Source organism: Streptomyces sp. NPDC014801 (genome assembly GCF_043082085.1).
Taxonomy (GTDB): domain Bacteria; phylum Actinomycetota; class Actinomycetes; order Streptomycetales; family Streptomycetaceae; genus Streptomyces.
In genome coordinates this window covers 1-21,694 of the sequence record NZ_JBIBXG010000026.1, presented here as the reverse complement: position 1 = coordinate 21,694, position 21,694 = coordinate 1, and the positions used below count along the sequence as shown (strand labels likewise).

Below are 21,694 nucleotides of genomic sequence, written 5' to 3'. Positions count from 1 at the left end.
GGTGGATGGGCGGTTGGATTGGCGAGGTGGTAGGCGCGGAGAGTGTGGTTCGCGACCGACTGCCTGTGGCGTCGATCACACATGCTGGACCTCGAGCGAAGTTGAGGTTGCAGGCTTCTCGGCATAGGGGGATGGCGGCCGACGATCATCCCGGACTGTGCTTTGAGGAGCTTGTGATGCAGGAGAACCGCGTCGTCGTGGTCACCGGAGCGACCGGGCGGCAGGGAGGCGCGACCGCCCGGGCGCTGCTTGCCCGCGGCTGGGAGGTTCGCGCCCTGGTGCGTGACCCCAAGTCGCCGCAAGCGCTGGCGTTGGAGGAGGCCGGGGCGGTGCTGGTGCGCGGCGACCTGGACGACGAGGCCTCGCTGGACGCGGCTGTGGCCGGGGCATACGGAGTGTTCAGCGTGCAGACGTTCACCGGCCCGGACGCGTTCGCCGGCGAAGTACGCCAGGGCAAGGCCGTGGCGCAGGCGGCGGCTCGCGCCGGTGTCGCACACTTCGTCTACAGCTCCGTGGACGGCGCCGACCGACCCGGCCGAGTGCAGCACTTCGCGAGCAAGGGCGAGATCGAACGGCATATCGAGGCTCTCGGAATGCCCGCGACGATCCTGCGGCCGACATTCTTCATCACCAACTTCGAGCACCTCGGCCCCCAGTGGGTCGACGGGGAGCTCATGCTGACCCTGGCGCTCGACCCGCAGACCCGACTGCAGATGATCACCCCCGACGACATAGGGACCTTCGCCGCCGACGCCTTCGACGCCCCGGCCGACCACCTGGGCCGAACCATAGAGATAGCCGGGGACGAACTGACCGGCCCCCAGATCGCCGAGGTCTTCGCCCGCGCCGCCGACCGCCCGGTGCGCTTCGCGCCCCAGCCGATCGAGCAGATCCGCGCTCACAGCGAGGAGATGGCCGAGATGTTCGACTGGTTCAACACGATCGGGTTCCGCGCGGACGTCCTCGCCCTGCGCGCGGCACGCCCCTCCCTGACCACGCTGCAGGACTGGGTCGGCGCGCACTGGTCGACGCCGGCGCAACCGGCGTCAGCGGCCTGAACCGCCCCATGTGGCGACGCGCCCGCTGAGCAAGCGGTCCTTACCATCCTGCGACCGGAGTCGGGGACGGCGAGTACCGCTTGTGTGTGGAGTGACTGATCATCCGGGGGAGCGAGCAGCGCCATCTGCGCGGCGCCGACGTCCTGCACAAGGTCCGCCGCCGCCAGTTGTCTGTGGTGGGCGGTCACGCTGGTGCGGTGCAGAACTGGTGGGCACCGCGCAGCTTGGTGCGTAGATTCCGCTGGGTGGCCCGGCTGTCGAGGCGTACGTCGAGGGCGCCGGGAAGTGTGCTGTGGGCCCGCAGGCCCGTGGGCAGCCGGGAGGCGTCCAGGCCGTCACGCCTGGCGATGAGGATGCCGAGCTCGTGACGGCTCACAGGGTCGGGCCCTGCGAGATGGTGGACGCCGACCGCGTCGCCGCACGCCAGTCCCAGGAGGGCGGCGGCCAGGTCGGCGACGTGCACCGGGCAGCGGATGTCGTCGGTGAACAGGGCGCCGTCGCGGGTACCGGCGGCCAGTTCATGCACGACGCGCTCATGCACGGAACCCCCATCGCCGATGATCAGCGATGTGCGGGCGACGACGGCCTGCGGATGCACGAGGAGGATCCCGGTCTCCGCTGCCGCCTTCGCCGCCCCGTACGGGGTGACGGGGTCAGGCAGGCACGACTCGTCGTAGTGCACTCGGGCGCCGGAGAACACCGCGTCGCTGGACACGTGGACCAGGCGGCATCCGTACTTCGCCGCCGCCATCGCCAGCCGGACGGGCCCCTGTCGCCCTCGGCGGCGCTCACCGAGCGCTCACCGACGGAGTGTCGACGCCCACCGGGCCGAGGGGGGCGCCCCGGTGGGGGAGCCGAGGGCGCTGTCGCGACCGGGAAGGACCTCGACGAAGAAGCGCTTGTTGTCCTCGGAAGTCGGGGTCCGCCTTGCGGTCCACCGTGATTGCCTGCTCCGGGCAGGCGACTTCGCAGGCGCCGCAGTCGATGCACTCCATCGGGTTGATGTAGAGCTTGCGCTCGCCCTCGTAGATGCGTGCGCGACCTGCAGTCGCTTGCGCTCCTCCGCCAGCGGCCCGCGTGGGTACAGGCCTCGGACGTGGCCGTCTTGGCGCGGGTGTCCTCGGTGGCGCCTTCCCGCTCACCCGAAATCGACCCGGAACCAACCCTGCCCACCACCCAGGGCAAGGCTCCTGTCAGCGGCTGCGGTCATGATGCCCACAGCCGGCCACGATGCAGGAGAACAACATGGGGGCTTGGGATGCCGGGCCTTTCGACAACGACACCGCAGCCGACTTCAGCGGCACCCTGGATGAGGCCGCCGCGGACGCACGCGCGGGCATCATCCACGACACCCTCACACGTGTGATCGACACCGTCGGCTACCTCGAAGCACCCGAATCCGAAGAAGCCGTCGCCGCAGCCGCCCTCGTCGCCGCGCAGCGCCCCGAGGGTGAGCCGGTCGACTCCGTCTACGGCCAGGAAGAGCCGCTTCCCGACCTCACCGGCCTGCGCGACCTCGCCCTCCAGGCCCTCGACCGCGTCATGACCGAGCCGTCCGAGCTGATGGACCTCTGGGATGAATCGGATGGCGGTCCCTGGCGCGCGCACATCCGCAACCTGCGGAATGTGCTCGCGCCACAGCCTCCCGGAGAACAACTCAGCCTGATCTGAGCCACACGAAGTTTCTGCGAGTCATCGCCGAGAGGTCACCGGGAGCTGGGACGTGCTCCTTCTCCGCCTGCCCGACGACGTCACCTCGGGACAGCAGATCCCCGACGACTACACCCTCGCCCCGATCGGCAGTCGGTACGACGTCCTCGCAGCCATCATCCAGGCCATCCCCGACACCGGCCTCTCCGACACACCTGGGGGAACTCCTCGACCCCACCTGGTCCATGGAACTCAACATCGGTGCTGTTCGCCTGCGCTCGGCCCGGTGCTTCGCAAGTCCGTACCCGAGGCCCTGACCCTGTCCTCGATACGGCGCGCCGGCTACAGCGCCCGCATCCGCCGCATGCGCCCCGCAACGAGATCGCCGCAAACGGGCGCGGTGCAACCGGGACGGAGGTCTGCTGCAGCAGGCCAAGGGGCTGTGCACACCCGGGTCGGGTGCCCTCTTCGTGAACTTGCCTCGTCTGCAGACGAGTTCAGCTCTGCCACCGCCCGCCCGCGAGCCCGTTAGGGTGGCCCGGTGACTGACGAGACCGTGGACAGAGCGAACCGATTCCGGGCCGAGGCGGCATCCCGGGGGCTGCCGGCGGAGGAGGTGGAGGAATGGATACGTGTCGCCCGACCGGCGGTGTATCTGGCGGAAGGCGGCGAGGGTCCCCTCGTGGCCCGCATCGGAGGTGATCCCCTGCTGCCTCAGGGCGCGCCGAAGCCGTCCGATCCTTTCGTGGCCTCCGTCGACCTCGCGGCTCTCCCGCCGGGCGCGACCGGCCTTCCGCTGCCGGCCGACGGCCACCTGCTCTTCTTCTCAGGCACCGATGTGCACATCAGCGGTCACGTGTCCGACGCGGTGCTGTACGTCCCCGCCGGGACACCGACCGTCCCGAGCCCCCTCGGACACAGCTGGCGCGAGCCGTACCGGACGCGCGAGCTCCGCACGGTCTGGCACCAGCCGAGCGCACAGATGCCAGAGAGCTTCGCCCTCGACAGATGGGGCGACTTTCCCGAGGACGAGCAGTTCGAACTCGCCGACGAACTCGCCGACGCCTGGGCAGACGTGGGCGGCTACCGCCCTCCCTGGGCCTTGCAGATCGGCGGTCACCCGGTCTCGCCCCAGAACGACCCCGTCCACTACGCCCGTGATCCCGAGGAGTCCGGTCACTGCGAGCAGGACGGTACGGCCCACGGAGAGGGCGACGACGACTGGGCTCTCCTCGCCACCTGGAGATGCGGCGACGACGTCACAGAACTGGACTCCGGCGTGGCCCACTGGGTGATCCGCCGCCGGGACGTCGCGGCCCGGCGCTTCGACCGGGTCCACCGCTGCGTCGAGATGGCCTGACAGCGCGGGCAGGGGGGCGGCCGGCTCACCGGCGCTCATGGGCTGCCCCACCGTCCACGCGCATCCGCCCACGTCGTCGCCGTGATGATCGGCACCGGCTCTGCCGGCAGGCCGACGACCCGGCCGGCCTCCCCGGTCCACGAGATCTACAAACGAACCATGACAGGGCGATGTCCTGGGACACCGCTGTGGCCAGGCGGATCAGGCCGACGTGGATGTCTTCGTCGCGGCATTCGATGGGCCTGTGCACGGCGCGAGGATGCACCTCTGTTCCGTTCGGCCTATTCCTCGATCACAGCGGCACTGTTCAGGCCGGCTTGCTGCAGAGTACGCAGCACAGCACGACGCGCCCCTCGCACGGTGGTCGTCCCGGAGTGGAGCGTGACGGCCCGCAACAGTGCGTAGGCACAGGCCAGCTCCATGCGGGTCACGCCGCGCACGTCCAGAACCCAGTGCGCTGCGCCCTGCAAGCGCGGATCGTCGAACCGCTCTTCCAGGGCGCGCAGGGCATGGGTGCTGACGTCTCCGGTCAGGGTCACTTCGACGAGCTGCTGGTTGACCGTTGTGATCATCACGTCTGGTCGCGAGGCTTGAGGTTCAGCCGGCACAGCGACCTCCTGCGCTCCTCAGTTCAGTCCCCCCTTCAGTCTGCCCGCTGATGGCAGTGGTCTGCGAGCAGCGCCAGGGCCGCATGGCCCTGAGGGGCCTGTGGGGTGCGGGGTGCAACAGGTTTCGCCCGCGGGGACGCCGACAGGCCGCAGAGGGTCGATCGGGCCATGTTGGGGCCGTCTGGCCTCTGATGCCTTCGGTCCCCGCCACGCCACGTTGGTGTCGGAGCCCTCGTTCCGGGAGGTGGATGCCATGTCCCGCACCGTCACCGTAGGTGTCGACGACTCGGCTGAGAGCCGGGCCGCGGCCGAGTGGGCGGCGCGAGAGGCGCTGCTGCGCGGCCTGCCCCTGAAGATCATGTCTGTTTCGGAACCGAGTCCCAGGTTTCTGGCCCGCAGTCCACTGCTGGATCCCGACACTTATCGGCACTGGGCAGAGCAGGTGACGAGCCAGTCCGCGGACGGCATCCGGCTTCGCCACCCGGGCATCGAGGTGATCACCGAGCAGCTGACCGGGACCCCGGCCGACGTCCTGTGCGAGGCGGCGGGCCTTTCCGAGCCGCTGGTCCTGGGCTCGCGGGCGCTTAGGGGGCTGGGCGGGTTCATGGTGGGATCGGTGAGCCTGGGCGTCGTCGCCCGTGCCGAGCGGCCGGTGGTGCTGGTGCGGGCGGGAGAGCAGGCCGCCGACGAGCACGACAGGGATCCGGCGGGTGCGCCCTCCGCTGTGACGCCTTTCCGGCCCGTTGTGTTGGGACTCGACATCGACCAAGCGGACGACACCCTGCTGGAATTCGCCTTCGACGCTGCCGCGCGCCGAAAGGCGCCCCTGCGCATCGTCCACGCCTGGCCCGAGCCGCCGACCTCCTTCTATAGATTCGCCGGCGACGCAGAGCTCTACGACTCGCTTGAACGCGGACAGGCCACTCTCCTGAGCAAGGTCGTTCTTCCCTGGCAGCAGAGGTTCCCGGACGTCGAGGTGATGGAGGCGAGCCGGTGCGGCAGTGCCGCGGAGGTTCTCGTCGACGATTCCCGTGACGCCTCCCTGGTGGTCGTCGGCCGACGCATCCGCACCCGGTCGTTCGGTGCCCGTATCGGTCACGTCACCCACTCCGCCCTGCACCACATCGCCGCTCCCGTCGCGGTCGTCGCACACAGCTGACCCGGGCAGGAGAAGGAGAAGCATCGGTCGCACCCAGGAGGAGATCCGCTGTCCGACGGGACCGGCCCCCGGCACAGACTGTCAGCCGTCTCCGCAGGTGGCGGTAGTCGTAGCCCTTGTCGGCGTGCAGCTTCACCGGGGGCCGGCGGCGCGGACCGCGACGTGAGCGGATGTGCGGGATCCCGCGCACAAGCGCTCAAGGCCCAGGCTGTGTCGTGCCTGTTCGCCCCGGAAATGCCCAGGGACAGCGGCACTCCGTTGCAGTATGGGTACTCGTCGCGAGGAGTCCTGGCCAGGACCGGGCGTGTCGGTGTCGCCGTCGCGGCCGGCCTCGCCCACGTGGGGCAGCGCGGTGCTCAGGGTGCGGTGCGGGGCGGTACCGATCTCGTCGGGCGCTCACCTTCCGGCCTGTGTGGCGGCGGGCTCGTAGGCGCGGGCGAAGCGGGCGCCGGCGGCGAGCAGGGCGGCTGCAAGAGCCCCGGTGACGATGACCAGGCCACCGAGGGCGCCGACCATCTCGCCGTAGAGGTCGTCCTCTCTGTGCGGATCTTCCAGGCCGCGTAGCCGAGTCCGATCAGCGCGCCGGCGACGAGCAGGATCGTCGCCGGCCAGCTGAGGCCCAGTTTGTCCTTCACACCTGTTGGGAGGAGACCCACCGTGCTCACTTCCCGCCCACCCCTCACCTAGGCCGGCGCCGTTCCAGCCGCCCCGACGTCCGCGGCGAGGCAGTGATGCGGCAGCGCCCCGCGCTGCGCGCAGCAGCGGATGCCACGGGGAGGCCAAGGCCTGCCCGAGTACGACCGCGGCGCCTGCCCCGACTACCTGCTGCGCTATGTCGGCACCGCCTACCCGCAGCGAACCGCGAAACTGCCAGGTAGCGGGCATTCGGCGAGCCCGAGGCCGCGACAGCGAAAGCCCGTGGCGGTGTTGCAGCGGGTCCGGCATCATCCCTGTGTGATGGTGATGCAACCCGTTCTGGAGATCTTCGCTGCCGACGACTTCGCACTGTGGCCGGTTGGCGAGCACGAGTCGTACGGCTACCTCGTGCTGGACGGGAAGCGGACTCCGGCGGAGGTCGGCACGGCGGTTACGCGGATCGCCGACTGCAACAACTTTGAGCCGGAGGAGGAGCACGGACCGTGCCCGACCGACCCGCTCGGCGCGTTCCTGCACGGGCTGCTCACCATGCCCGACCTGTTCGCCGCCGGAGGGTTCCGGGTGGCCGACACAGCCACCGACACCGTCTTCGTCGAGCCGGGCTGCTGCAACGGCCTGGAGACCTGGCGGGACTGGATGGACGGCACCTTCACCCTGACCGACCGCAAGTCCGGCAGCCGCGACACCTACGACCAATACGGCACGCTGCTGAAGGTCACGGACAAGAACCACGGCACGATCACCGTCGACCAGCACGACGAGAGTGGCGAGCACAAGGGCTTCAAACTGACCGAGACCCGCTCCAGGCGCTGGATCGACCTGGTCAAGACATATCCGAACCAGTGGCAGGCCAAGGACCACACCGGCCGCACAGCGGTCTTCGACCTCGACCCGGCAGGCAACCTGGCCAAGGTCACCGACACCAACGGCAAGGCCACGAGTTACGAGTACGACGGCAGCGGCCGGGTGACGAAGGTGACCACGCCCGAGGGGACCGCCACGATCTTCACCTACGACAGCTCCAACCGGATCACCTCGATGCAGCGGCTGACCGGCTCGTCCGGCCCGACCTGGTGCTTCGTCTACGGCACCGACTCCACCTCAGGTGCTGCGACGACGACGGTCACCGACCCCGACGGCGACAACACCGTCTACACCCGCACCAGCGACGGTGAGGTCACCAAGGTCACCGACCCGCTCGGCCACTCCCGCCACGCCACCTACAAGAACCACCTCACCCAGACGGCGACCGACGCGATGGGCACGGGCGCGGACGGCACCGGCGGCAACACCACCACCTACGGGTGGGATTCGCGCAACAACGCCACCTCCGCCAAGCTCCCCCTCGGCGCGACGGCGTCGGTGTCGGCGTATCAGACGGTGGCCGGAACCGACCTGCCCAACGATTTCACCACCCCGGACGGCCGCAAGGACTCCTTCTCCTACGACGCCAACGGCAACACCCTGTCGGTGGCCACTGCGGGCACGGCCGGCGGCACCCGCTCCTACACCTACAACCCGGCCACGCCCACCTGTGGTGGTTTCGAGGGCCAGCGCTGCACCGCGAAGGACGCGAACGGCAAGACGACGTCGTTCACCTACGACAGCGAGGGCAACCTGACCAAGGTCACCCCGCCCGCACCGCTCGGGGCGACGACGTACACCTATGACGCGCTGGGCCGGGTGGAGACGGTCAAGGACGGCCGCGGCATCACCACCGTCTACGTCTACGACAACCGCGACCGCGTCACGAAGGTGTCCTCCACGAACGACACCGTCACCTACGCCTACGACGGTGAAGGCAACGTGAAGTCCCGCACGGACGCGTCGGGCACGACGACGTGGAACTACGACAAGCTGAACCGCGAGAGCGTGCGCACCCTGCAGAACGGCGCACAGACGGCGCTCGCCTACACCCCCGGCGGGGACGTCGACTACTACACCGACCCCACCGGCACCACCGACTACACGTGGGACAAGGCCGGCCGCCTGGACTACCTGATGGACCCGTCCGGCAAGAAGACCGACTTCGACTACGACAACAACGACAAGCGCACCAAGACCGTCTACCCCGGCGGCACGACCCAGGCGGTCACGATCGACAAGGACGGCCGCCCCTCCGCCGTCAAGGCGACCTCGGGCACCACCACCCTGATCGACCTGAGCTACTCCTACGCCGACGCGGCGGGCAAGGACACCTCCAAGATCCGCACCCGCACCGACAACCTCACCAAGTACAAGACCAGCTACACCTACGACTCCCAGGACCCGCCTCACCTACGCCCTGGAAGCCGACTCCGCCGCCACCCGCAAAGCGTCCTGGCTGTACTGCTTCGACAAGGCAGGCAACCTCGCCAGCGCCGACGGCACCAAAAACACCTGCCCCGGCGCCACCACCTATACCTACGACGACGCCTCCCAGCTGACCGCCAAGAACGGCTCGGCGACCGGCTGGTCGTACGACAAGTTCGGCAACGAAACCGCTGGCGCGAGTGGCACCGCGCGCACGGGCGAGATGTGGACGGACTACAGCCAGCTCTCCGGCATCACAACCGGGGGCACCACCTATGACCTGGTCCACGCCGGCACGGACAACTCCGAGCGCACCAAGATGGGCCCGACGTGGTTCCACCACACCGCGCTCGGCCTGGCCTCCACGACGACCAACGGCGTCGACACCGGATTCATCCGCGAACCGGCGGGCACGTTGAACTCCATGACGACTGGGGGGAAGTCCTACTACTATCTCACCGACGCCACCGGCAACGTCCTCGGCCTCGTCGACGACACCGGCAAACGCACCCACACATACGCCTACGGCCCCACCGGCCTGCCCCGCACCACCCCGACCGAGGCCGTGCCCCAGCCGTACCGCTACAGCGGCGCCTACCTGGACCCGACCGGCCTGTACAAGATGGGCGCCCGCTACTACGACCCCACCCTCGCCCGCTTCACCCAACCCGACCCCTCGGGCCAGGAAACCAACCCCTACCTCTACGCCGCAGGCGACCCCATCAACAACAGCGACTCCACGGGCCTGTTCAGCTTTCCGGACGTGTCTGGAGCACTGGAATGGGCATCGCTGACCGAAAAGATCATGAGCGGTGACACTGAGGGCGCGTTCGCAGCGAAGGTCGGCATACTTGTCGGCATTGGTACAGAGGCGGTATGCGGGGCAGCAGCTGCCGCAGGCGCCGTTCCCACACTGGGGGCCTCAGTAGGAGCAGGCATCACGGGCTGCACGGTTCTGTCCAGCGGTCTGGGGGCTGCCGCTGCGGCAGGGACCGAAGCGGCACTGTAGAAGATCGTCGAGCACAGTCGGGGGCCTGTCGCGGGAAGGCCCCCGACACGGAGGTTATCCATGGTGAAGATCTTCCTGGCTGTTGGACTTGTGGCAGCGATCCTCCTCATTACGTTGGGCATTTCAGCTCTGGCACAGGGGAGTATTGCAGCGGGCAGCATCCCGGCGATTCTGGGCCTGGCGTTGGTGGCGGCTGATCTCTGGGTGTGGCGTTCGAGTCGAAACAATGCCGGGAGTCGGTGATCTGGGTGACAGACATGACACTTCCGGAGGCGGGTATCATTGTGCCGTCACTAAGTGCTCCTGCGTCACTCATTATTGGAGCATTCATTGTGGCGATCGTGATCATCTGCCTTCGCTTCTTCGGCAGGCGTAAATGAATGGGCCTACTGACGCATAGGCCAAGACAATGGCGGCAGCATCTCCAGCCGCCCACGCGGCCTGCTGATGATGGCGGCCGTAGCCTTGGCCGTGTACGTAGTGTTCGACGTGATGGGGAGTGTCAGCGGATCAGCGCCGAAAGAGGCCTGGCTCTACCCGCTCCTCGTGATCCTGGCAGTCAGCGCGGGCGTGGCCGTGGTCAGATACCGGCGAGGATGGCTCTCCCCAGCGATCATCCGTTCGCTGGCGGGCGGTGAATACGTCGGCTCCAACTCCCTGATGGTGCGCGTCCAGCCCGGCGCCGCTCGCGTGCACAGCGACGTGGCCACCTGAAGCAGGGCGCGCGCGCCGCGCCTCGCCCACATGGCTCTCAACACGGGCACAAGGCAGGCAACCTCACCAGCACAGACGGCACCAAAAACACCTGCCCCGGAGCCACCACCTACACCTACAACGACGCCTCCCAGCTGACCGCCAAGAACGGCACCACCACCGGCTGGTCGTACGACAACCTCGGCAACGAAACCGCCGGCGCATCGGCCACCGCCCGCACCGGTGAGACGTGGACGGACTACAGCCAGCTCTCCGGCATCACAACCGGCGCCACTACGTACGACCTCGTCCACGCCGGCACGGACAACTCCGAGCGCACCAAGATGGGACCGACCTGGTTCCACCACACCGCGCTCGGCCTCGCGTCCACGACGACCAACGGCATCGACACCGGATTCATCCGCGAACCGGCGGGCACGTTGAACTCTATGACGACTGGGAGGAACTCCCACTACTACCTCACCGACGCCACGGGCAACGTCCTCGGTCTCGTCGACGACACCGGCAAACGCACCCACACCTACGCCTACGGCCCCACCGGCCTGCCCCGCACCACACCCACCGAAGCGGTACCCCAGCCGTACCGCTACGCGGGCTCCTACCTAGACCCGACGGGCTTGTACAAGATGGGCGCCCGCTACTACGACCCCACCCTCGGCCGCTTCACCCAGCCCGACCCCTCCGGCCAGGACGCCAATCCCTACCTCTACGCCGCCGGCGATCCGGTCAACAACAGCGACCCTGCCGGTACCAGTGTGCTTGGTTGTGTCGCAGGTGGCTTCTCGGTGGTGGGTGGGGCTCTTTCCTTCGGTGCCGGAGTGGCCAGCGCGTTCGGCAGCGGCGGACTTCGTACGCCCGCCTCTCTTGCCGCTATCGGCGGCGGCCTCGGCTTTATCGGATCGGGACTCGCCATGATCGATTCGTGCATGTCATGACTCAAACCGGAAAGCAGAAGCGACTCACCTGGCTCATCTTGGCCGGGCTGGCCCTCGGCGTCATCGGAGTGGTCCTCTACGTGATCGACAAGTGGGTCATCAGCTGAGCTGAGGCACGGCGAGGAACGGTCCGCAGCGTGGAGACTGGCTCGGCGGCAAAGCCTGCGGCGCCAGGCCCAGGATCGGGTCGATACGGACCGGAGCCTGCGGTCCTGCAGTAGGCGGCAGATGCGGTCAAAGACCGCATCTGCCGTGCAATGCGGTGACCGCCACTCCGAGGCACTTGCCCCTCGAGAGCACCGCGCGCCGCGCCCAGGAACGCGTACGGATCGTCCGCTCCTGTACGAGCGGCTCGACCGCCTCGCCGAACTGGACCAGGCCGCGGCCCGCGCCGTCGGCGGCCGGCGAAACTGCACGCAGATAAGGGATACGACGACGACCACCTGCGCCGCTGGCTGCGCGAACGTGGCGTCCGCCCTCGCATTGCCCGCAAAGGTGTCGAGTCCTCGCAGCGGCTGGGCCGCCACCGCTGGGTCGTCGAAAGGAACCGTTTCTTGGCTGTCTGGCTGCCGCAGGCTACACCGCCGCTACGAACGCAAAGCCGAGCACTTCCTCGCCTTCGCCGGCATAGCCGCAGCCCATCGGCTACCGCCGACCGATCCGGTGAGCCAGTCCCTCGGGAGCAGCAGTCGGCCGGCGCTGGTGGTGTCAGTGACAGCCCGTAGGGTGCGCTGGTATTCGACGAGGAGGTTCCATGGGCTTTTCCGGTCATCTGGTCTTTGCACGCAGCGAGCGCCCCCTGTTGGAAGCGCCCCTCTTCGCCAGCACCGATCCAGACGACGTGCATGAGTGGCAGCCGCGACCGGGCGGCTGGCAGACCCTGCAGTGGGAACAAGGCATCTGGGAGGACGAACACCTGTCCACCTTGGTCGAATGGACCGGTGCTCCGGCCTGCGTCGCCGATGTCTCCGACAGCAGCGTTGCCCTCGTAACCGGCCTGGACGCCGACGGGCACCGCTGGCAGGCATGGCTCAACCTGGACAACGCCGCAGCTCTCCTCGTCGAGGAACCCGAAGATGTGGACGACATGAGCCTATGGATCGCCACTCCAGAGTTCGAAGAAGCTATCGGACATAAGCGTGCAGAGATCGATGCAGAGGTGCCGGCCGACGCCGAGGGCGCTCTCATCTGGGCTTCAGCGGCTGGTGTACGGGCCACGGCGCATCAGTCTCGGATCGAGGAACTGCTGCGCGCCCAGGAGACCTTCGTGGAGGAGCTGTTCGACGCGCTGCTGGACGAACTGGGCTTCCCTAAAGCTGCCCACTCCGCGCCGCAGCCATGAGAAACCACGTCTTAGGGTGTGCGGGTGGCCCCTTCTGACGCTGCATCGAAGACACGTTTCCTGGTCCTGCACGACTACGGCATGGGCGGCACCTGGTGGTGGGTCTACGCCCGGTCCGAAGAGGAGGTGCTGGAGACCTTCGCCGGCGTGGAAGTCGTACACACCGAGGCCACCCGCGCGGAGGCCGACACTTGGGGTCTTGACGAGGCCGACGTCGACGGACCGACCACACCACCAGGCTTGGCCGAAGCCCGAGCCGAACGAGACACCCAGCGTGGCATGCCGGGCTTCGGCGCCTTGGCCGGCCAGCACCTGCTGTACCTGAGCCGCCGGTGGGAGAACGACGATCCGATGATCTACCTGATGGAGGTCGGCCCTGACGGTCGTCGGCTCCGCCAGGTCGAGCTGACCGAAGACGGAATGGCCTACCGGAGCACTCCAGACGACTGGCCCTTCAACCCGCCGTTGATGGACCGCTACGACCCCGCGTGGGTGCCGTTCGTGATCGGCCCAGAAGAGTTCGAGGCCCAGTGGACCCGGGCCGTCCACGATCCGGGCCGCTGGGATTAGGGCCTACCTGACAACTGCACCGGGGCTGGCCGGCCTGGCACGAGCCCTCCTTGCCCTCGTCGGGAAATGTCAGACAGGGCCTAGACCGCCGCCCCCAGACGCTCATCCTGGGCCGCTACGACGACACCGGCCAACTGCGCCCGGTCGGCCGCAGCACACCTCAACGCAAGGACGCCGCACGCCAGCTCGCCGAGCGGCTGACGCCGGCCGCCCCCGGGCGGCTCCCCTGGGAGGACGCCCGCTTCACATCGTCCTGGGGCTCCAGGACGAAGCTCGACGTGACGCTGGTCGAGCCGGGCATGGTCACCGAGATCGCGGTCGACACCGTCCAGGAGCGCGGCGCACTGGCTGAGGCCCCGGTCGGATTGCCCGGCAATTGCCTTTTGTTAGCAGCCCGTACCTACAACAGAGGCCGGGCACGTCGATTCCTCATGCCGGTTTGTCAAGCGGTGGGAGCGGTGGAGCGTGCGCGTCAAGTCCATTCTCCTCGGGGGTTACCTGAGCTCAGGTGTTCGGTCAGACTCGGCTCATGGGAGATGGTGCGCGATGGTCGCTGGAAGATGACTGGGAATGGCAGGTGCAATGCGCACGAGCCAATGATGCGTGGGTGCGCAGCACGGCCGCCTCGTGGGTGCCTCCTGTTGAGGAGGAGCTGGTGCTGGCCGCCCGGGCGACCGCGTTGTGCCAGTGGTATCCATCCACCAGTCACAACTACCTCCGGTTCTCGGACGGTCCTCCACCCTGGGCGCCCAGTGGGCGCGACGATGTGAGATATCTGCCGGGATGTATCTCCTTCGCGAAGGAGGGGGTGGACGGCAGCGCGGTCTTCCGGGTTTGGAGCGGACACCTGCTGCACAGCCCTGATCCGGTGCTCGTGCTGGCCACCCCGGATGCTGTGGTCGCTGTTGAGGCACTGGTGGAGGTTCTGACCACCGACAGCTGAGAGTTTGTGTGTGCGGCGAGGGCGTCAGGCGGTGAGGACGGCCGATGTTCGCCGCGACGGCGCGGGCCCGGGGTGGATCGGCCGTCACAGCCCCCGGGTCAACGACCCGGCCGCCGTCATCTGCCGCCGTCCTTACGACTTCAAGCCCTGTTTTGTGTTGTTGAGGTTCCTCTCCGCACCGTGGAGGTCCCATTCGTGTGCGGAATCAAGTCGGCGCGCGCCGTCACCACCTTCTATAACGGCAACGCACCCTGCTAGACCCGAGGCCGGCACCGCCCGTACTTGACTTCACTCACCAACTCCAAGGATCGTCTCTCTATGAGAAATCGTGATGAAGAGTGGGATGCTGTACTCGAAGAATTTCACCCCTCACAGTCAGCGGACAGTTTGACGACCCAAGAAATGCGTAAATTGATCTCGGCGGCTTCGGAAAATCCCACTTTGAGGTCGCTCTATCCGACCCTATCGATGTGGTCACTCACGTTCTCGGAGACCGACTCCCTCGAAGAGATCAAAGATGAGTTGCCTGCGATCTCTGCCGTCAATGGAGAATACCGGGTTATCGCGTGGCCATATCCGGACGATATCTGTCTATTTCTTACAGACGATCCGGCCGAGGCAGTGGAGTTCACGGCGGCATGGGTAGAAGGCCGTAAGTCAACCAAACAGGGGTAACAGGAACCCCGGCGAAGACCCTGTAATCGTCCCTGTTGGCCCAGGAAAGCGCGGAGGCCGCACCCCAGGGTTCAGACCTCAGGTAAGGGTCGCCCGGGGAACCGGGCCGCCCGAGTCGTCAGACGTGCTGCCAGGTCGGGGCCCTGTTCGTCATCTCCGTCGACCCCGACGTAGACGAACTGATTCCCGGCGACACCGCCGGCCCCCAGTTGCGCCAGTACACCGACGACATCGAGCAGGTCCGCGTCCTGTACCTCGTCACCGCACCACGCACCATCGTTATCGGGTCTATGTGGCCTCGTTGCAGCTCAGGGCTTCGCTACTGTGTGAGGGGCGTTAGCGACGGTCCCGCTTCAAGTAGGGTGACGGGGTGCCTCAGAGTCCTGATCAGCCGCTTCTGCCGTCTCGTCATCAAGTTGGCAGCCTTCGTGACTTCCTCCATGGAAGGACGTATTCCGCTGCCTCAGTCACCATCCGGCTCGACGGTGCACCGTCTCATGCTGCGGGCTCGCCTCTGGACGACGTGAGCAAGGTCTCGAATGCCCTGTATGAGGTTGTCGACGGTCTTGCCAGGCGGGTGCTGGACGCGGTCTTTTCCGGGCAGTCGAACGCTGAGGCGCGTGACGCATGGGTTGCGCTCTTGCTGATCGCCCAGAACTGGCAGGACTCACCTGATCTGCCGACAGACCTGAAGACGATGGTTGATGAGGCCCTTCCACTCTGATAGACCGCAACGGGTGGATCGTCACCAGCCGAACTCGTCAGGTCATGGCTCCTGGTGCCCAGCTGCGCGGCGCCTGGCAGCGGCTTCAGCGGGTGTGTCGTAGTAGCCGGGTCGAGCCAGGAGGACCGAGCTGAAGTAATGGCCCTGTTCTTCGTCGGGTTCGTCGTCCGCTTCGAAGGAGCGCCAGAAGCTGAGGAGTAGGTCTGGCGCGATGAAGGAGGCCGGGTCGTCCTCGGCCTCGATGATCGTGGCGAGCCCGCGCAGCAGGACGACCACCTCGGCAGCGGGCAGACCGAAGACATCGATGCCGCGGAACCGGACGATGTCCTGGCCGCCAGCGGGTCGGCCCAGCTCGATTGCTCCGAGCTCGCCGCGCGAGCAGTGAATGCTGACCATCAGGCCGCTTGGCCGGAAGACGAACCTGCCCAACTGGTCTGATTCCGAGATCGTTGAGGGATCGCGGAACGAGGCGAGTGCCTAGTCTGCCGCCTCGCGGGGCATGCCGATGACCAGGGCGCGGAGACCGGTGGGCGGCGTGAGTTCGAATTCCATGCACGAATGATTCCAGAACCCATGATCGGCGGGATCCAGGGCTCTGATGGCAACCGATTCTCGTTGCGGATCATGCGGCGAAGACATGTGTGTGCGGCTGCCGGGTCGTCCTCAAGCTCGGCGACTCTCTGCTGGAGTCCCGGGTTCTGAGCGGTTGCCTGCCGTTCTGCCGTGGACAGTCGGAGGTTCTCCTCCGTGAGTTCATTGACGCGGTCGACCAGGTCGTGGCTGCCGAGCTGCTCAACCTGCTGCCCAAGGTAAGCGCGAGCTTGTTGCCGCAGCTGCCCGTTCTCGCTCCCGCATCGACAGGCCGCCACGGTGGTCACGCCGGATCGCCGCGTACAGCTCGACCTTCGACATTCGTTGCATGACCAGAACCTTTCACCAGGAGTATCCCGATGCTGCCCTGGCAAGAACCCCGGTGCCTCCCAAACTCGTCGACATCACTCATCCGTGGAACAGGGCGCCTCCCAAACCCATCGACAAGCGACGTCGCTACTGGGTTCTGGCACAGATCTTGGGGAGTCGTCGCGGAGCGTTACCCGGCTGTTCGACCGCGCGGAGACAGATTCGCGTGAGACCGCGTACGCCTTGTCGTCCGGCGATCCGAATTGACGCTCCCTCAGGTTTTTGCTGGCCGCTGCTGCGGCCGGTTGTGGCCGGTGATGGTGCTGGTCATGTAGACCGATGCATCGTTCTGGGACTTGCTGGTGTTCGCCGGGATTGAGGATGTGGACGTCGAGGCGGTTACGGCCGTGTTCGGCACGGTCGAGGTGGTGGCGAGAGGCCGCGCGGCCGGCTCTGCCTGTCCGGACTGCGGTCGCTTCTCAGACCGAGTGCACGACCGGTACCAGCGCAGGCTGAAAGATCTTCCGCTCGCTGAGCAGGGCTTCGTGATTCGGCTGACGGTCCGCCGTTTCATCTGCGGGTCGGCGGACTGCCCGCGTCGGACGTTCGCCGAGCCGTTCTCGCGGCTGGCCGCCCCGCACGCACGGTTCACCACGCGGCTGCCGGTGCACCCGCCCGCATAGGAAGGAAGCTGGCGGTCACACATCTGGGGCCGCCGACTCCCACTCGACCAAAGGACGCCGCCGGTGGGCGCGGGCGGCACGAGAGGATCAACCAGTTGTCTGACGACGCGCGCTATCTCGCATGGCGATCGGCACGGCGCTGCTCACGCGGTCCCACTCGCTGTCACCAGCGGGGCCGCTGCCCAAGGGGCAGGTCCCACAGCCGCAGCTGAACGCTTCCTTCCCAATCCGGACCCCAGCGGCGCACCGTCGTCGCGGCCGGCGGCCGGCCCCGAGCGGCCTTCCCTGGCCGCAGCGAACCGCCCCGTGTCGGGCAAAACCCCGCAGGCCGGGCCGACGTTCACACAGACGAATGGCGTCTGGAGCGTCAACACCTCCATGGCCGTCCTGCGCAACACCGTCACGGATGCTGACGGCGACAAGGCCAACCTGACCTTCGAGGTCTACTCGCTCGACGCCAGCGGCAACCCGAGGACACAGGTGAAACTCACGGACGACAACCCCTAGGGGGTTCTGGTGTCGCCGTTCGTTGCGTCGGGGAAGACCGCCGGTAGATTCCACGCAACTTTTAAGATGCTGAAGCGACAGATGTATGGACGCGCCGGCTTTGCGCTGCTGAGGAAGCGAGTCCTCCTCGCACTCTGAGTCCGAGCCGGCTGGCAGCTACTCCACGAGACCGAAGCCGTCCGGGAACGCCTCCAGGATATTCATATCGCGCCCTTTTTGTGTCGTTTTGCCAACCTTCGCCGTACTGCAGCAAAAGCGTCCTATAGGGGAGAAGCCCGATCGCCAGACCGGCCCATGCGAACGAGTACAGCACCAGCATCTGGCGGGCGTCCCAGTGCTGCGCCTGGGCCTGGCCGACAGCGACCATTCCGGCGCAGCAGGCGACGGAAGCACCGAGGAACACCAGCGTCAGCGCGCGTACCTTCATCCATCTGTCCACGGCGAAGCAGAACAGGAAGGTGGAGAAGGCCGACATGATGAGCAGGTAGGCCAGGGGGAGTCGGGCAAGCATGTCGGTCCCATCGGTTGGTGCCGGGTTGAGGATGCTGTCGCTCGCGCCCCGAGAGCGGGACGCGCTGCCGTGTGAGGAGACGCCTTTTGTGTCCGCCGGACGGGGTGAAGTCGTGGTCGTCAGACGAACAGCGTGGCCACGGCGGTCAGGGCGGCGAACGTGAGGAGCACGAAGCCCATGGGACGAGCATGGTCGCCGCGTGCGGCGGGATGGGTGGGCCGCAGTTCCGGGTGGGTGCGAAGCGCGGTGACCTCCTCAATCATGCGCACATGCGGCGGATGCGCACCGAAGATCCGTTCTGCCTTGGGCCAGCCCAAACCCTCCAGTGCCCAGGTCCGGTCACCGGGCACCGTGATCGTCACGCTCCCGTCCTTGGTGTAGCAGGCGCCGCCCAGACGGTCCCAGGGCACGTGCCGTACTCGCCAGGCGCCGGTCAGCCATAGCCCGGAACTGTCGGCGACGACGCGCCAGTTGAGCAGTTCGGCGGAGATCCTGCTGAAGATCGCTATGCCGGGCAGGAGAGCAAGGCTGCCACACGGAACCCCCTGAGACGACGGAGTGGACGACGTAGGACACGCCTGCCGTGTTGCAGAGGGCCAGGGCCAGGCCAGTCAAGCGTGCCAGAGGGCCCGGTCCCCAGCGCCGGGGAACACCACAGGGAGCCGTCTGTTCGGGGGCGCGGCTCTCGAGCGAGCCATTGCGCGGCGTCCCGGCCACCTCCTGCCCCGTTCCCCAGGGAGGCTTCCGTGCTTCCGCGGCATGTGACGTCCGTACGGCGCTGGTCGTGCGGACAACGACCGGACGGGCATCTCGGTCGGTGGTGAGGAGTACCACCTCTGCCCCCTCGTACGGGGCGCCGAAAAGGACGGCCTCACGCAGCTGTGTGTCCGTGGCGAACGGTTCGTTCTCCGCTTGCCTGGAGACCTTCCAAGACTGCGGCCCGTCGGCTGCTTCCACCGGTTCGAACCGGGCTCGCAGGACCGGTGCACGGCCGCTGGTGTCGTCTCCCGCGTAAATCCACGTTCCACCGTACTCGTCGACTCGGGTCAGCACGCGCAGAACCGGCACGGGAGCATCCCGCAGCGCGACAGCACGGCGCCGGGCCAGAAGACCGGCGACGAACAGGGAGACACCAGGCAGGCCGGCCGCCAGCATCAGCAGCTGCCAGCCGAACGCGTCATACGGCTCAGCCGCCAGGCGCCGCCACGACCCATCCTCCAGCACCGTCACGGCACCGCCGCGCGCGTAGTCCTCCGGCAGCGAGGAAGCGACCGTCAGACGGCGTCCGTCGTCCGTCCGCAGCCGGACCGACTCCGTTCCATGACCCACGACCTGTGCGGTCAGACGCTCCGCCCGCACGGCGTGGCGTTCGTCCGCACGAACCCCGTCAAGTGCTTGGACGACAGCAGTGGCGGTCACAGCGAGAAGCAGCAGTCCGAGCGCGAGCGGGACTGACCCGCGCCGCACTGGCGCGTCAGGTCCAGGGCACCCCCCGCGTGCCGGTGTCACGCACTCCGCGGCCTTCCGCTGCCGATGACGGGCAGCGAGGCGCTCCACAGCGCCGGCCCAGCCGAAGCAGAGCGCGGGAAGCACCGAGCCGTTCGCGGCCATTGCCGCCGGATCGGCACCCGGCAGTTCCAGGGAACCGACCAGCACGGCAAGAACGGGCGCAGCTACCACAGTCAGCTCGGGTAGCTGGAAAACCCACAGCAGGAGCCCCAGGGCCAGACCCACCTCTCCCAGCCCCGGCCAGTCCGCACCGCACGGCGCGGCCTCGGTGCAAGGCCGGTCCGGCGTCACGGCGACCGCCCAGACGACACTCACCGCCAACGCCGCCGCCGACCACCACGGCCGCGCCCACCGCGCACAGCCTGCCCGCACCCAGGCGGCAGCCTCATCGGACGACCACAGGCGTATGCCCTCGGGAAGAGCTTGGGGCGGCAGCGGCGCAGCAGACTCGGACACGCGAGGATTATGCGAGGGCGCCGCCGTCCCGCCATTGCCCGATCCCGGTAAGTTTTCCGCCCTCTGGTCTGCCTGCCCCCAGCAAAGCATCGCCGCCGAAGCCGCTGCACCGCCAAGCCTGATCAACGTGCAGGCCCAGCTCCCAACTTCGAGACTGACAGCACCAAGTCGGTTCGTCATCAAGACCGACTCTGACGCCCCGATCGCCGGCACCTTGGGATTGGACCTGTACCGTCGACGCCGCGGAAGATCCGCAACGCCCCGGTCGTCGGCGCCTCAGCAACGGCCCCGAGGACGCACGCGACAAGTCTCCGCGGGCGCGCCCCACCCACGCAGCCAGCGCGAAACTGTGCTGGAGAGGTCGGGCAATCACGGAACTGCCTTCAGATGCATCAAGAAGCCGCCGTGAACGCATACTTCAACCGTGTGGGAAGGCCTTGCGACGGTCCGGAGGGGGAGTGGCAGGGTGAGTGGTGAAGGGCAGGGGCTGGGCAAGGTCGAAGTGCGCCTCACTTGGGATCCGAGCCCGCTGGGTGAGGCCCCCCGGCATCTCGGTTCCGGCGTACCGGTTGGAGAACTCGTACGCCACGGCTCGGTAGCGGTCCGCGGCCGGCCCGCTGACCGCCTCAGGGGTACAGAGCCCAGAGGGCCAACAAGCCTCGCGGCTGGTCAGCGGCTCCTAACCGGCGCCAACCTCGCCAAGCTCGTCGGTATGTCCCCGACCGTCTTTCACGCACCCGGCGGCAAGTCGTTGAGGCGGGATGGCTTGAGAGGAGATCGTCGTTCCTCTGCGACGAGCAACCTGAAACTCGGAAGCCGAGCTCATGTACGTGAGGTCAATGAGAACCCGCCTCAAGACCGGCTCTCATTGACCTCACGTACATGAGATGCCCGTGTGGAGCGACAGGCAGGCACGCTTCTGCGCCTGCGCCGGGTTGCGCCTTCTGCTGGAGGAGCAGGCACGGCGCAGGTGGGTCTGCGGAACCTGCCCGCCCGGCGCGATTCGCCAGGGGCGGCCCGCCGCACTGCACGCACGGTAGGCAGGAGGCCATCAGTGCGAGCCACAGCGACGTCAGCTCCACCAAGACGATCGTCGACAATTTCATCACAGGAGAGGTCTGCGCCGAGGCGTGCCTCCCGCCGGGGTGGTTTGGGTGTTTAGGCTGTGTGAGCGGGGATGTGTTCCTAGGCCGTGTCCGCAAAGTGGTGCGCTCGTTGGTCTGTTCGTGGTGCGTCGTCATGAGCTGACCGATGAGTCGTGGGCGGTGATCGAGCCGTTGCTGGCCCCGCCGCGGATGGGCCGGCCGGTGCGGGACCGCCGCCAGGTGGTCAACGGGATCCTGTGGAAGCTGTCCACGGGGGCGGCCTGGCGGGACCTGCCCGAACGCTACGGGCCGTGGAAGACGGTCTACGAGCGTTTCCGCCGCTGGTC

General features: G+C 67.5%; 20 protein-coding genes and 5 pseudogenes. 19 read left to right on the top strand and 6 right to left on the bottom strand.

All coding sequences use genetic code 11. The features are described from left to right. Window positions 1-176 precede the first annotated feature (176 nt). Complete coding sequence (locus tag ACF1AL_RS38810; RefSeq protein WP_391781326.1) at window positions 177-1,058, top strand: NmrA/HSCARG family protein; 882 nt, start codon at window positions 177-179, stop codon at window positions 1,056-1,058. A gap of 184 nt (window positions 1,059-1,242) precedes the next feature. On the opposite strand, the pseudogene ACF1AL_RS38805 reads toward ACF1AL_RS38810, so the two are convergent. Together ACF1AL_RS38805 and ACF1AL_RS38800 are read right to left on the bottom strand one after the other, a co-directional pair. After that, a pseudogene (locus ACF1AL_RS38805) lies at window positions 1,243-1,830 on the bottom strand (sugar nucleotide-binding protein); the annotation flags it as partial. A gap of 16 nt (window positions 1,831-1,846) precedes the next feature. Further along, window positions 1,847-2,089: pseudogene (locus ACF1AL_RS38800) on the bottom strand (ferredoxin family protein). 199 nt (window positions 2,090-2,288) lie between these two features. Between ACF1AL_RS38800 and ACF1AL_RS38795 the strand changes: the two are divergent. Next, a complete protein-coding gene (locus ACF1AL_RS38795; protein ID WP_391781325.1) occupies window positions 2,289-2,729 on the top strand; it encodes a DUF4259 domain-containing protein in 441 nt (146 codons plus the stop codon). 661 nt (window positions 2,730-3,390) lie between these two features. Next, window positions 3,391-4,068, top strand: coding sequence for a DUF1963 domain-containing protein (locus ACF1AL_RS38790; RefSeq protein WP_391828777.1), 678 nt, complete (start codon window positions 3,391-3,393; stop codon window positions 4,066-4,068). Window positions 4,069-4,349: 281 nt separating this feature from the next. On the opposite strand, the gene ACF1AL_RS38785 is transcribed toward ACF1AL_RS38790, so the two are convergent. Continuing rightward, window positions 4,350-4,676 carry an STAS domain-containing protein gene (locus tag ACF1AL_RS38785; protein WP_391706764.1) on the bottom strand — a complete coding sequence of 109 codons (327 nt, stop codon included), beginning with the start codon at window positions 4,674-4,676 and terminating at the stop codon, window positions 4,350-4,352. 253 nt (window positions 4,677-4,929) lie between these two features. On the opposite strand from ACF1AL_RS38785, the gene ACF1AL_RS38780 reads away from it, so the two are divergent. Then, window positions 4,930-5,835, top strand: coding sequence for a universal stress protein (locus ACF1AL_RS38780; RefSeq protein WP_391781323.1), 906 nt, complete (start codon window positions 4,930-4,932; stop codon window positions 5,833-5,835). A gap of 82 nt (window positions 5,836-5,917) precedes the next feature. Here the strand turns inward: ACF1AL_RS38780 and ACF1AL_RS38775 are convergent. After that, window positions 5,918-6,095 (bottom strand): annotated as a pseudogene (locus ACF1AL_RS38775) (IS5/IS1182 family transposase); the annotation flags it as partial. A 1,036-nt stretch (window positions 6,096-7,131) separates the two neighbouring features. Between ACF1AL_RS38775 and ACF1AL_RS38770 the strand changes: the two are divergent. The 11 genes and pseudogenes from ACF1AL_RS38770 to ACF1AL_RS38720 form a co-directional block, all read left to right on the top strand. Beyond that, window positions 7,132-9,793: pseudogene (locus ACF1AL_RS38770) on the top strand (RHS repeat-associated core domain-containing protein); the annotation flags it as partial. Window positions 9,794-9,853: 60 nt separating this feature from the next. Continuing rightward, window positions 9,854-10,036, top strand: coding sequence for a hypothetical protein (locus ACF1AL_RS38765; RefSeq protein ID WP_391706747.1), 183 nt, complete (start codon window positions 9,854-9,856; stop codon window positions 10,034-10,036). Window positions 10,037-10,339: 303 nt separating this feature from the next. Beyond that, entirely contained in the window at window positions 10,340-10,507 is a 168-nt protein-coding gene (locus tag ACF1AL_RS38760; RefSeq protein WP_391706744.1) for a hypothetical protein, read from the top strand. A gap of 323 nt (window positions 10,508-10,830) precedes the next feature. Beyond that, a complete protein-coding gene (locus tag ACF1AL_RS38755) occupies window positions 10,831-11,442 on the top strand; it encodes an RHS repeat-associated core domain-containing protein (protein ID WP_391781322.1) in 612 nt (203 codons plus the stop codon). Then, window positions 11,439-11,549 carry an LPXTG cell wall anchor domain-containing protein gene (locus tag ACF1AL_RS38750; RefSeq protein ID WP_391706738.1) on the top strand — a complete coding sequence of 37 codons (111 nt, stop codon included), beginning with the start codon at window positions 11,439-11,441 and terminating at the stop codon, window positions 11,547-11,549. Before ACF1AL_RS38755 ends, ACF1AL_RS38750 begins: the two co-directional genes overlap by 4 nt. Window positions 11,550-11,819: 270 nt before the next feature. Next, window positions 11,820-12,078 (top strand): annotated as a pseudogene (locus tag ACF1AL_RS38745) (transposase); the annotation flags it as partial. 118 nt (window positions 12,079-12,196) lie between these two features. Beyond that, a complete protein-coding gene (locus ACF1AL_RS38740; RefSeq protein WP_391781321.1) occupies window positions 12,197-12,784 on the top strand; it encodes a hypothetical protein in 588 nt (195 codons plus the stop codon). A 24-nt stretch (window positions 12,785-12,808) separates the two neighbouring features. Next, complete coding sequence (locus tag ACF1AL_RS38735) at window positions 12,809-13,354, top strand: hypothetical protein (RefSeq protein WP_391781320.1); 546 nt, start codon at window positions 12,809-12,811, stop codon at window positions 13,352-13,354. A gap of 529 nt (window positions 13,355-13,883) precedes the next feature. Continuing rightward, window positions 13,884-14,297 carry a hypothetical protein gene (locus tag ACF1AL_RS38730; protein WP_391781319.1) on the top strand — a complete coding sequence of 138 codons (414 nt, stop codon included), beginning with the start codon at window positions 13,884-13,886 and terminating at the stop codon, window positions 14,295-14,297. Between the two features lie 318 nt (window positions 14,298-14,615). Beyond that, window positions 14,616-14,972 (top strand): DUF6193 family natural product biosynthesis protein, encoded by a 357-nt coding sequence (locus ACF1AL_RS38725; protein WP_391781318.1) that lies wholly within the window; start codon window positions 14,616-14,618, stop codon window positions 14,970-14,972. 523 nt (window positions 14,973-15,495) lie between these two features. Next, window positions 15,496-15,696, top strand: a complete 201-nt coding sequence (locus tag ACF1AL_RS38720) for a hypothetical protein (protein ID WP_391781317.1) — start codon at window positions 15,496-15,498, stop codon at window positions 15,694-15,696. A 42-nt stretch (window positions 15,697-15,738) separates the two neighbouring features. Here the strand turns inward: ACF1AL_RS38720 and ACF1AL_RS38715 are convergent, their stop codons facing one another. Beyond that, window positions 15,739-16,125 carry a hypothetical protein gene (locus tag ACF1AL_RS38715; RefSeq protein ID WP_391828775.1) on the bottom strand — a complete coding sequence of 129 codons (387 nt, stop codon included), beginning with the start codon at window positions 16,123-16,125 and terminating at the stop codon, window positions 15,739-15,741. 833 nt (window positions 16,126-16,958) lie between these two features. Between ACF1AL_RS38715 and ACF1AL_RS38710 the strand changes: the two genes are divergently transcribed. Both ACF1AL_RS38710 and ACF1AL_RS38705 read left to right on the top strand, forming a co-directional pair. After that, complete coding sequence (locus tag ACF1AL_RS38710; RefSeq protein ID WP_391781333.1) at window positions 16,959-17,279, top strand: transposase family protein; 321 nt, start codon at window positions 16,959-16,961, stop codon at window positions 17,277-17,279. A 306-nt stretch (window positions 17,280-17,585) separates the two neighbouring features. Further along, window positions 17,586-17,786, top strand: a complete 201-nt coding sequence (locus ACF1AL_RS38705) for a hypothetical protein (protein ID WP_391781315.1) — start codon at window positions 17,586-17,588, stop codon at window positions 17,784-17,786. 630 nt (window positions 17,787-18,416) lie between these two features. Here ACF1AL_RS38705 and ACF1AL_RS38700 read toward each other — a convergent pair. After that, a complete protein-coding gene (locus tag ACF1AL_RS38700; RefSeq protein WP_391781313.1) occupies window positions 18,417-18,659 on the bottom strand; it encodes a hypothetical protein in 243 nt (80 codons plus the stop codon). Window positions 18,660-19,617: 958 nt separating this feature from the next. Here ACF1AL_RS38700 and ACF1AL_RS38695 point away from each other — a divergent pair. Together ACF1AL_RS38695 and ACF1AL_RS38690 are read left to right on the top strand one after the other, a co-directional pair. Continuing rightward, window positions 19,618-19,752 (top strand): hypothetical protein, encoded by a 135-nt coding sequence (locus ACF1AL_RS38695; protein ID WP_391781312.1) that lies wholly within the window; start codon window positions 19,618-19,620, stop codon window positions 19,750-19,752. 1,736 nt (window positions 19,753-21,488) lie between these two features. Then, a partial coding sequence (locus tag ACF1AL_RS38690; protein ID WP_391781311.1) for a transposase occupies window positions 21,489-21,694 on the top strand: 206 nt, incomplete at its 3' end.

Bases quoted from the DNA above. Each gene is read 5' to 3' on its own strand.
- ACF1AL_RS38810 (WP_391781326.1), top strand. From the start codon at position 177: ATGCAGGAGAACCGCGTCGTCGTGGTCACCGGAGCGACCGGGCGGCAG.
- ACF1AL_RS38795 (WP_391781325.1), top strand. From the start codon at position 2,289: ATGCAGGAGAACAACATGGGGGCTTGGGATGCCGGGCCTTTCGACAAC.
- ACF1AL_RS38780 (WP_391781323.1), top strand. From the start codon at position 4,930: ATGTCCCGCACCGTCACCGTAGGTGTCGACGACTCGGCTGAGAGCCGG.
- ACF1AL_RS38765 (WP_391706747.1), top strand. From the start codon at position 9,854: ATGGTGAAGATCTTCCTGGCTGTTGGACTTGTGGCAGCGATCCTCCTC.
- ACF1AL_RS38755 (WP_391781322.1), top strand. From the start codon at position 10,831: ATGGGACCGACCTGGTTCCACCACACCGCGCTCGGCCTCGCGTCCACG.
- ACF1AL_RS38750 (WP_391706738.1), top strand. From the start codon at position 11,439: ATGACTCAAACCGGAAAGCAGAAGCGACTCACCTGGCTCATCTTGGCC.
- ACF1AL_RS38740 (WP_391781321.1), top strand. From the start codon at position 12,197: ATGGGCTTTTCCGGTCATCTGGTCTTTGCACGCAGCGAGCGCCCCCTG.
- ACF1AL_RS38730 (WP_391781319.1), top strand. From the start codon at position 13,884: ATGGGAGATGGTGCGCGATGGTCGCTGGAAGATGACTGGGAATGGCAG.
- ACF1AL_RS38725 (WP_391781318.1), top strand. From the start codon at position 14,616: ATGAGAAATCGTGATGAAGAGTGGGATGCTGTACTCGAAGAATTTCAC.
- ACF1AL_RS38695 (WP_391781312.1), top strand. From the start codon at position 19,618: ATGACCCACGACCTGTGCGGTCAGACGCTCCGCCCGCACGGCGTGGCG.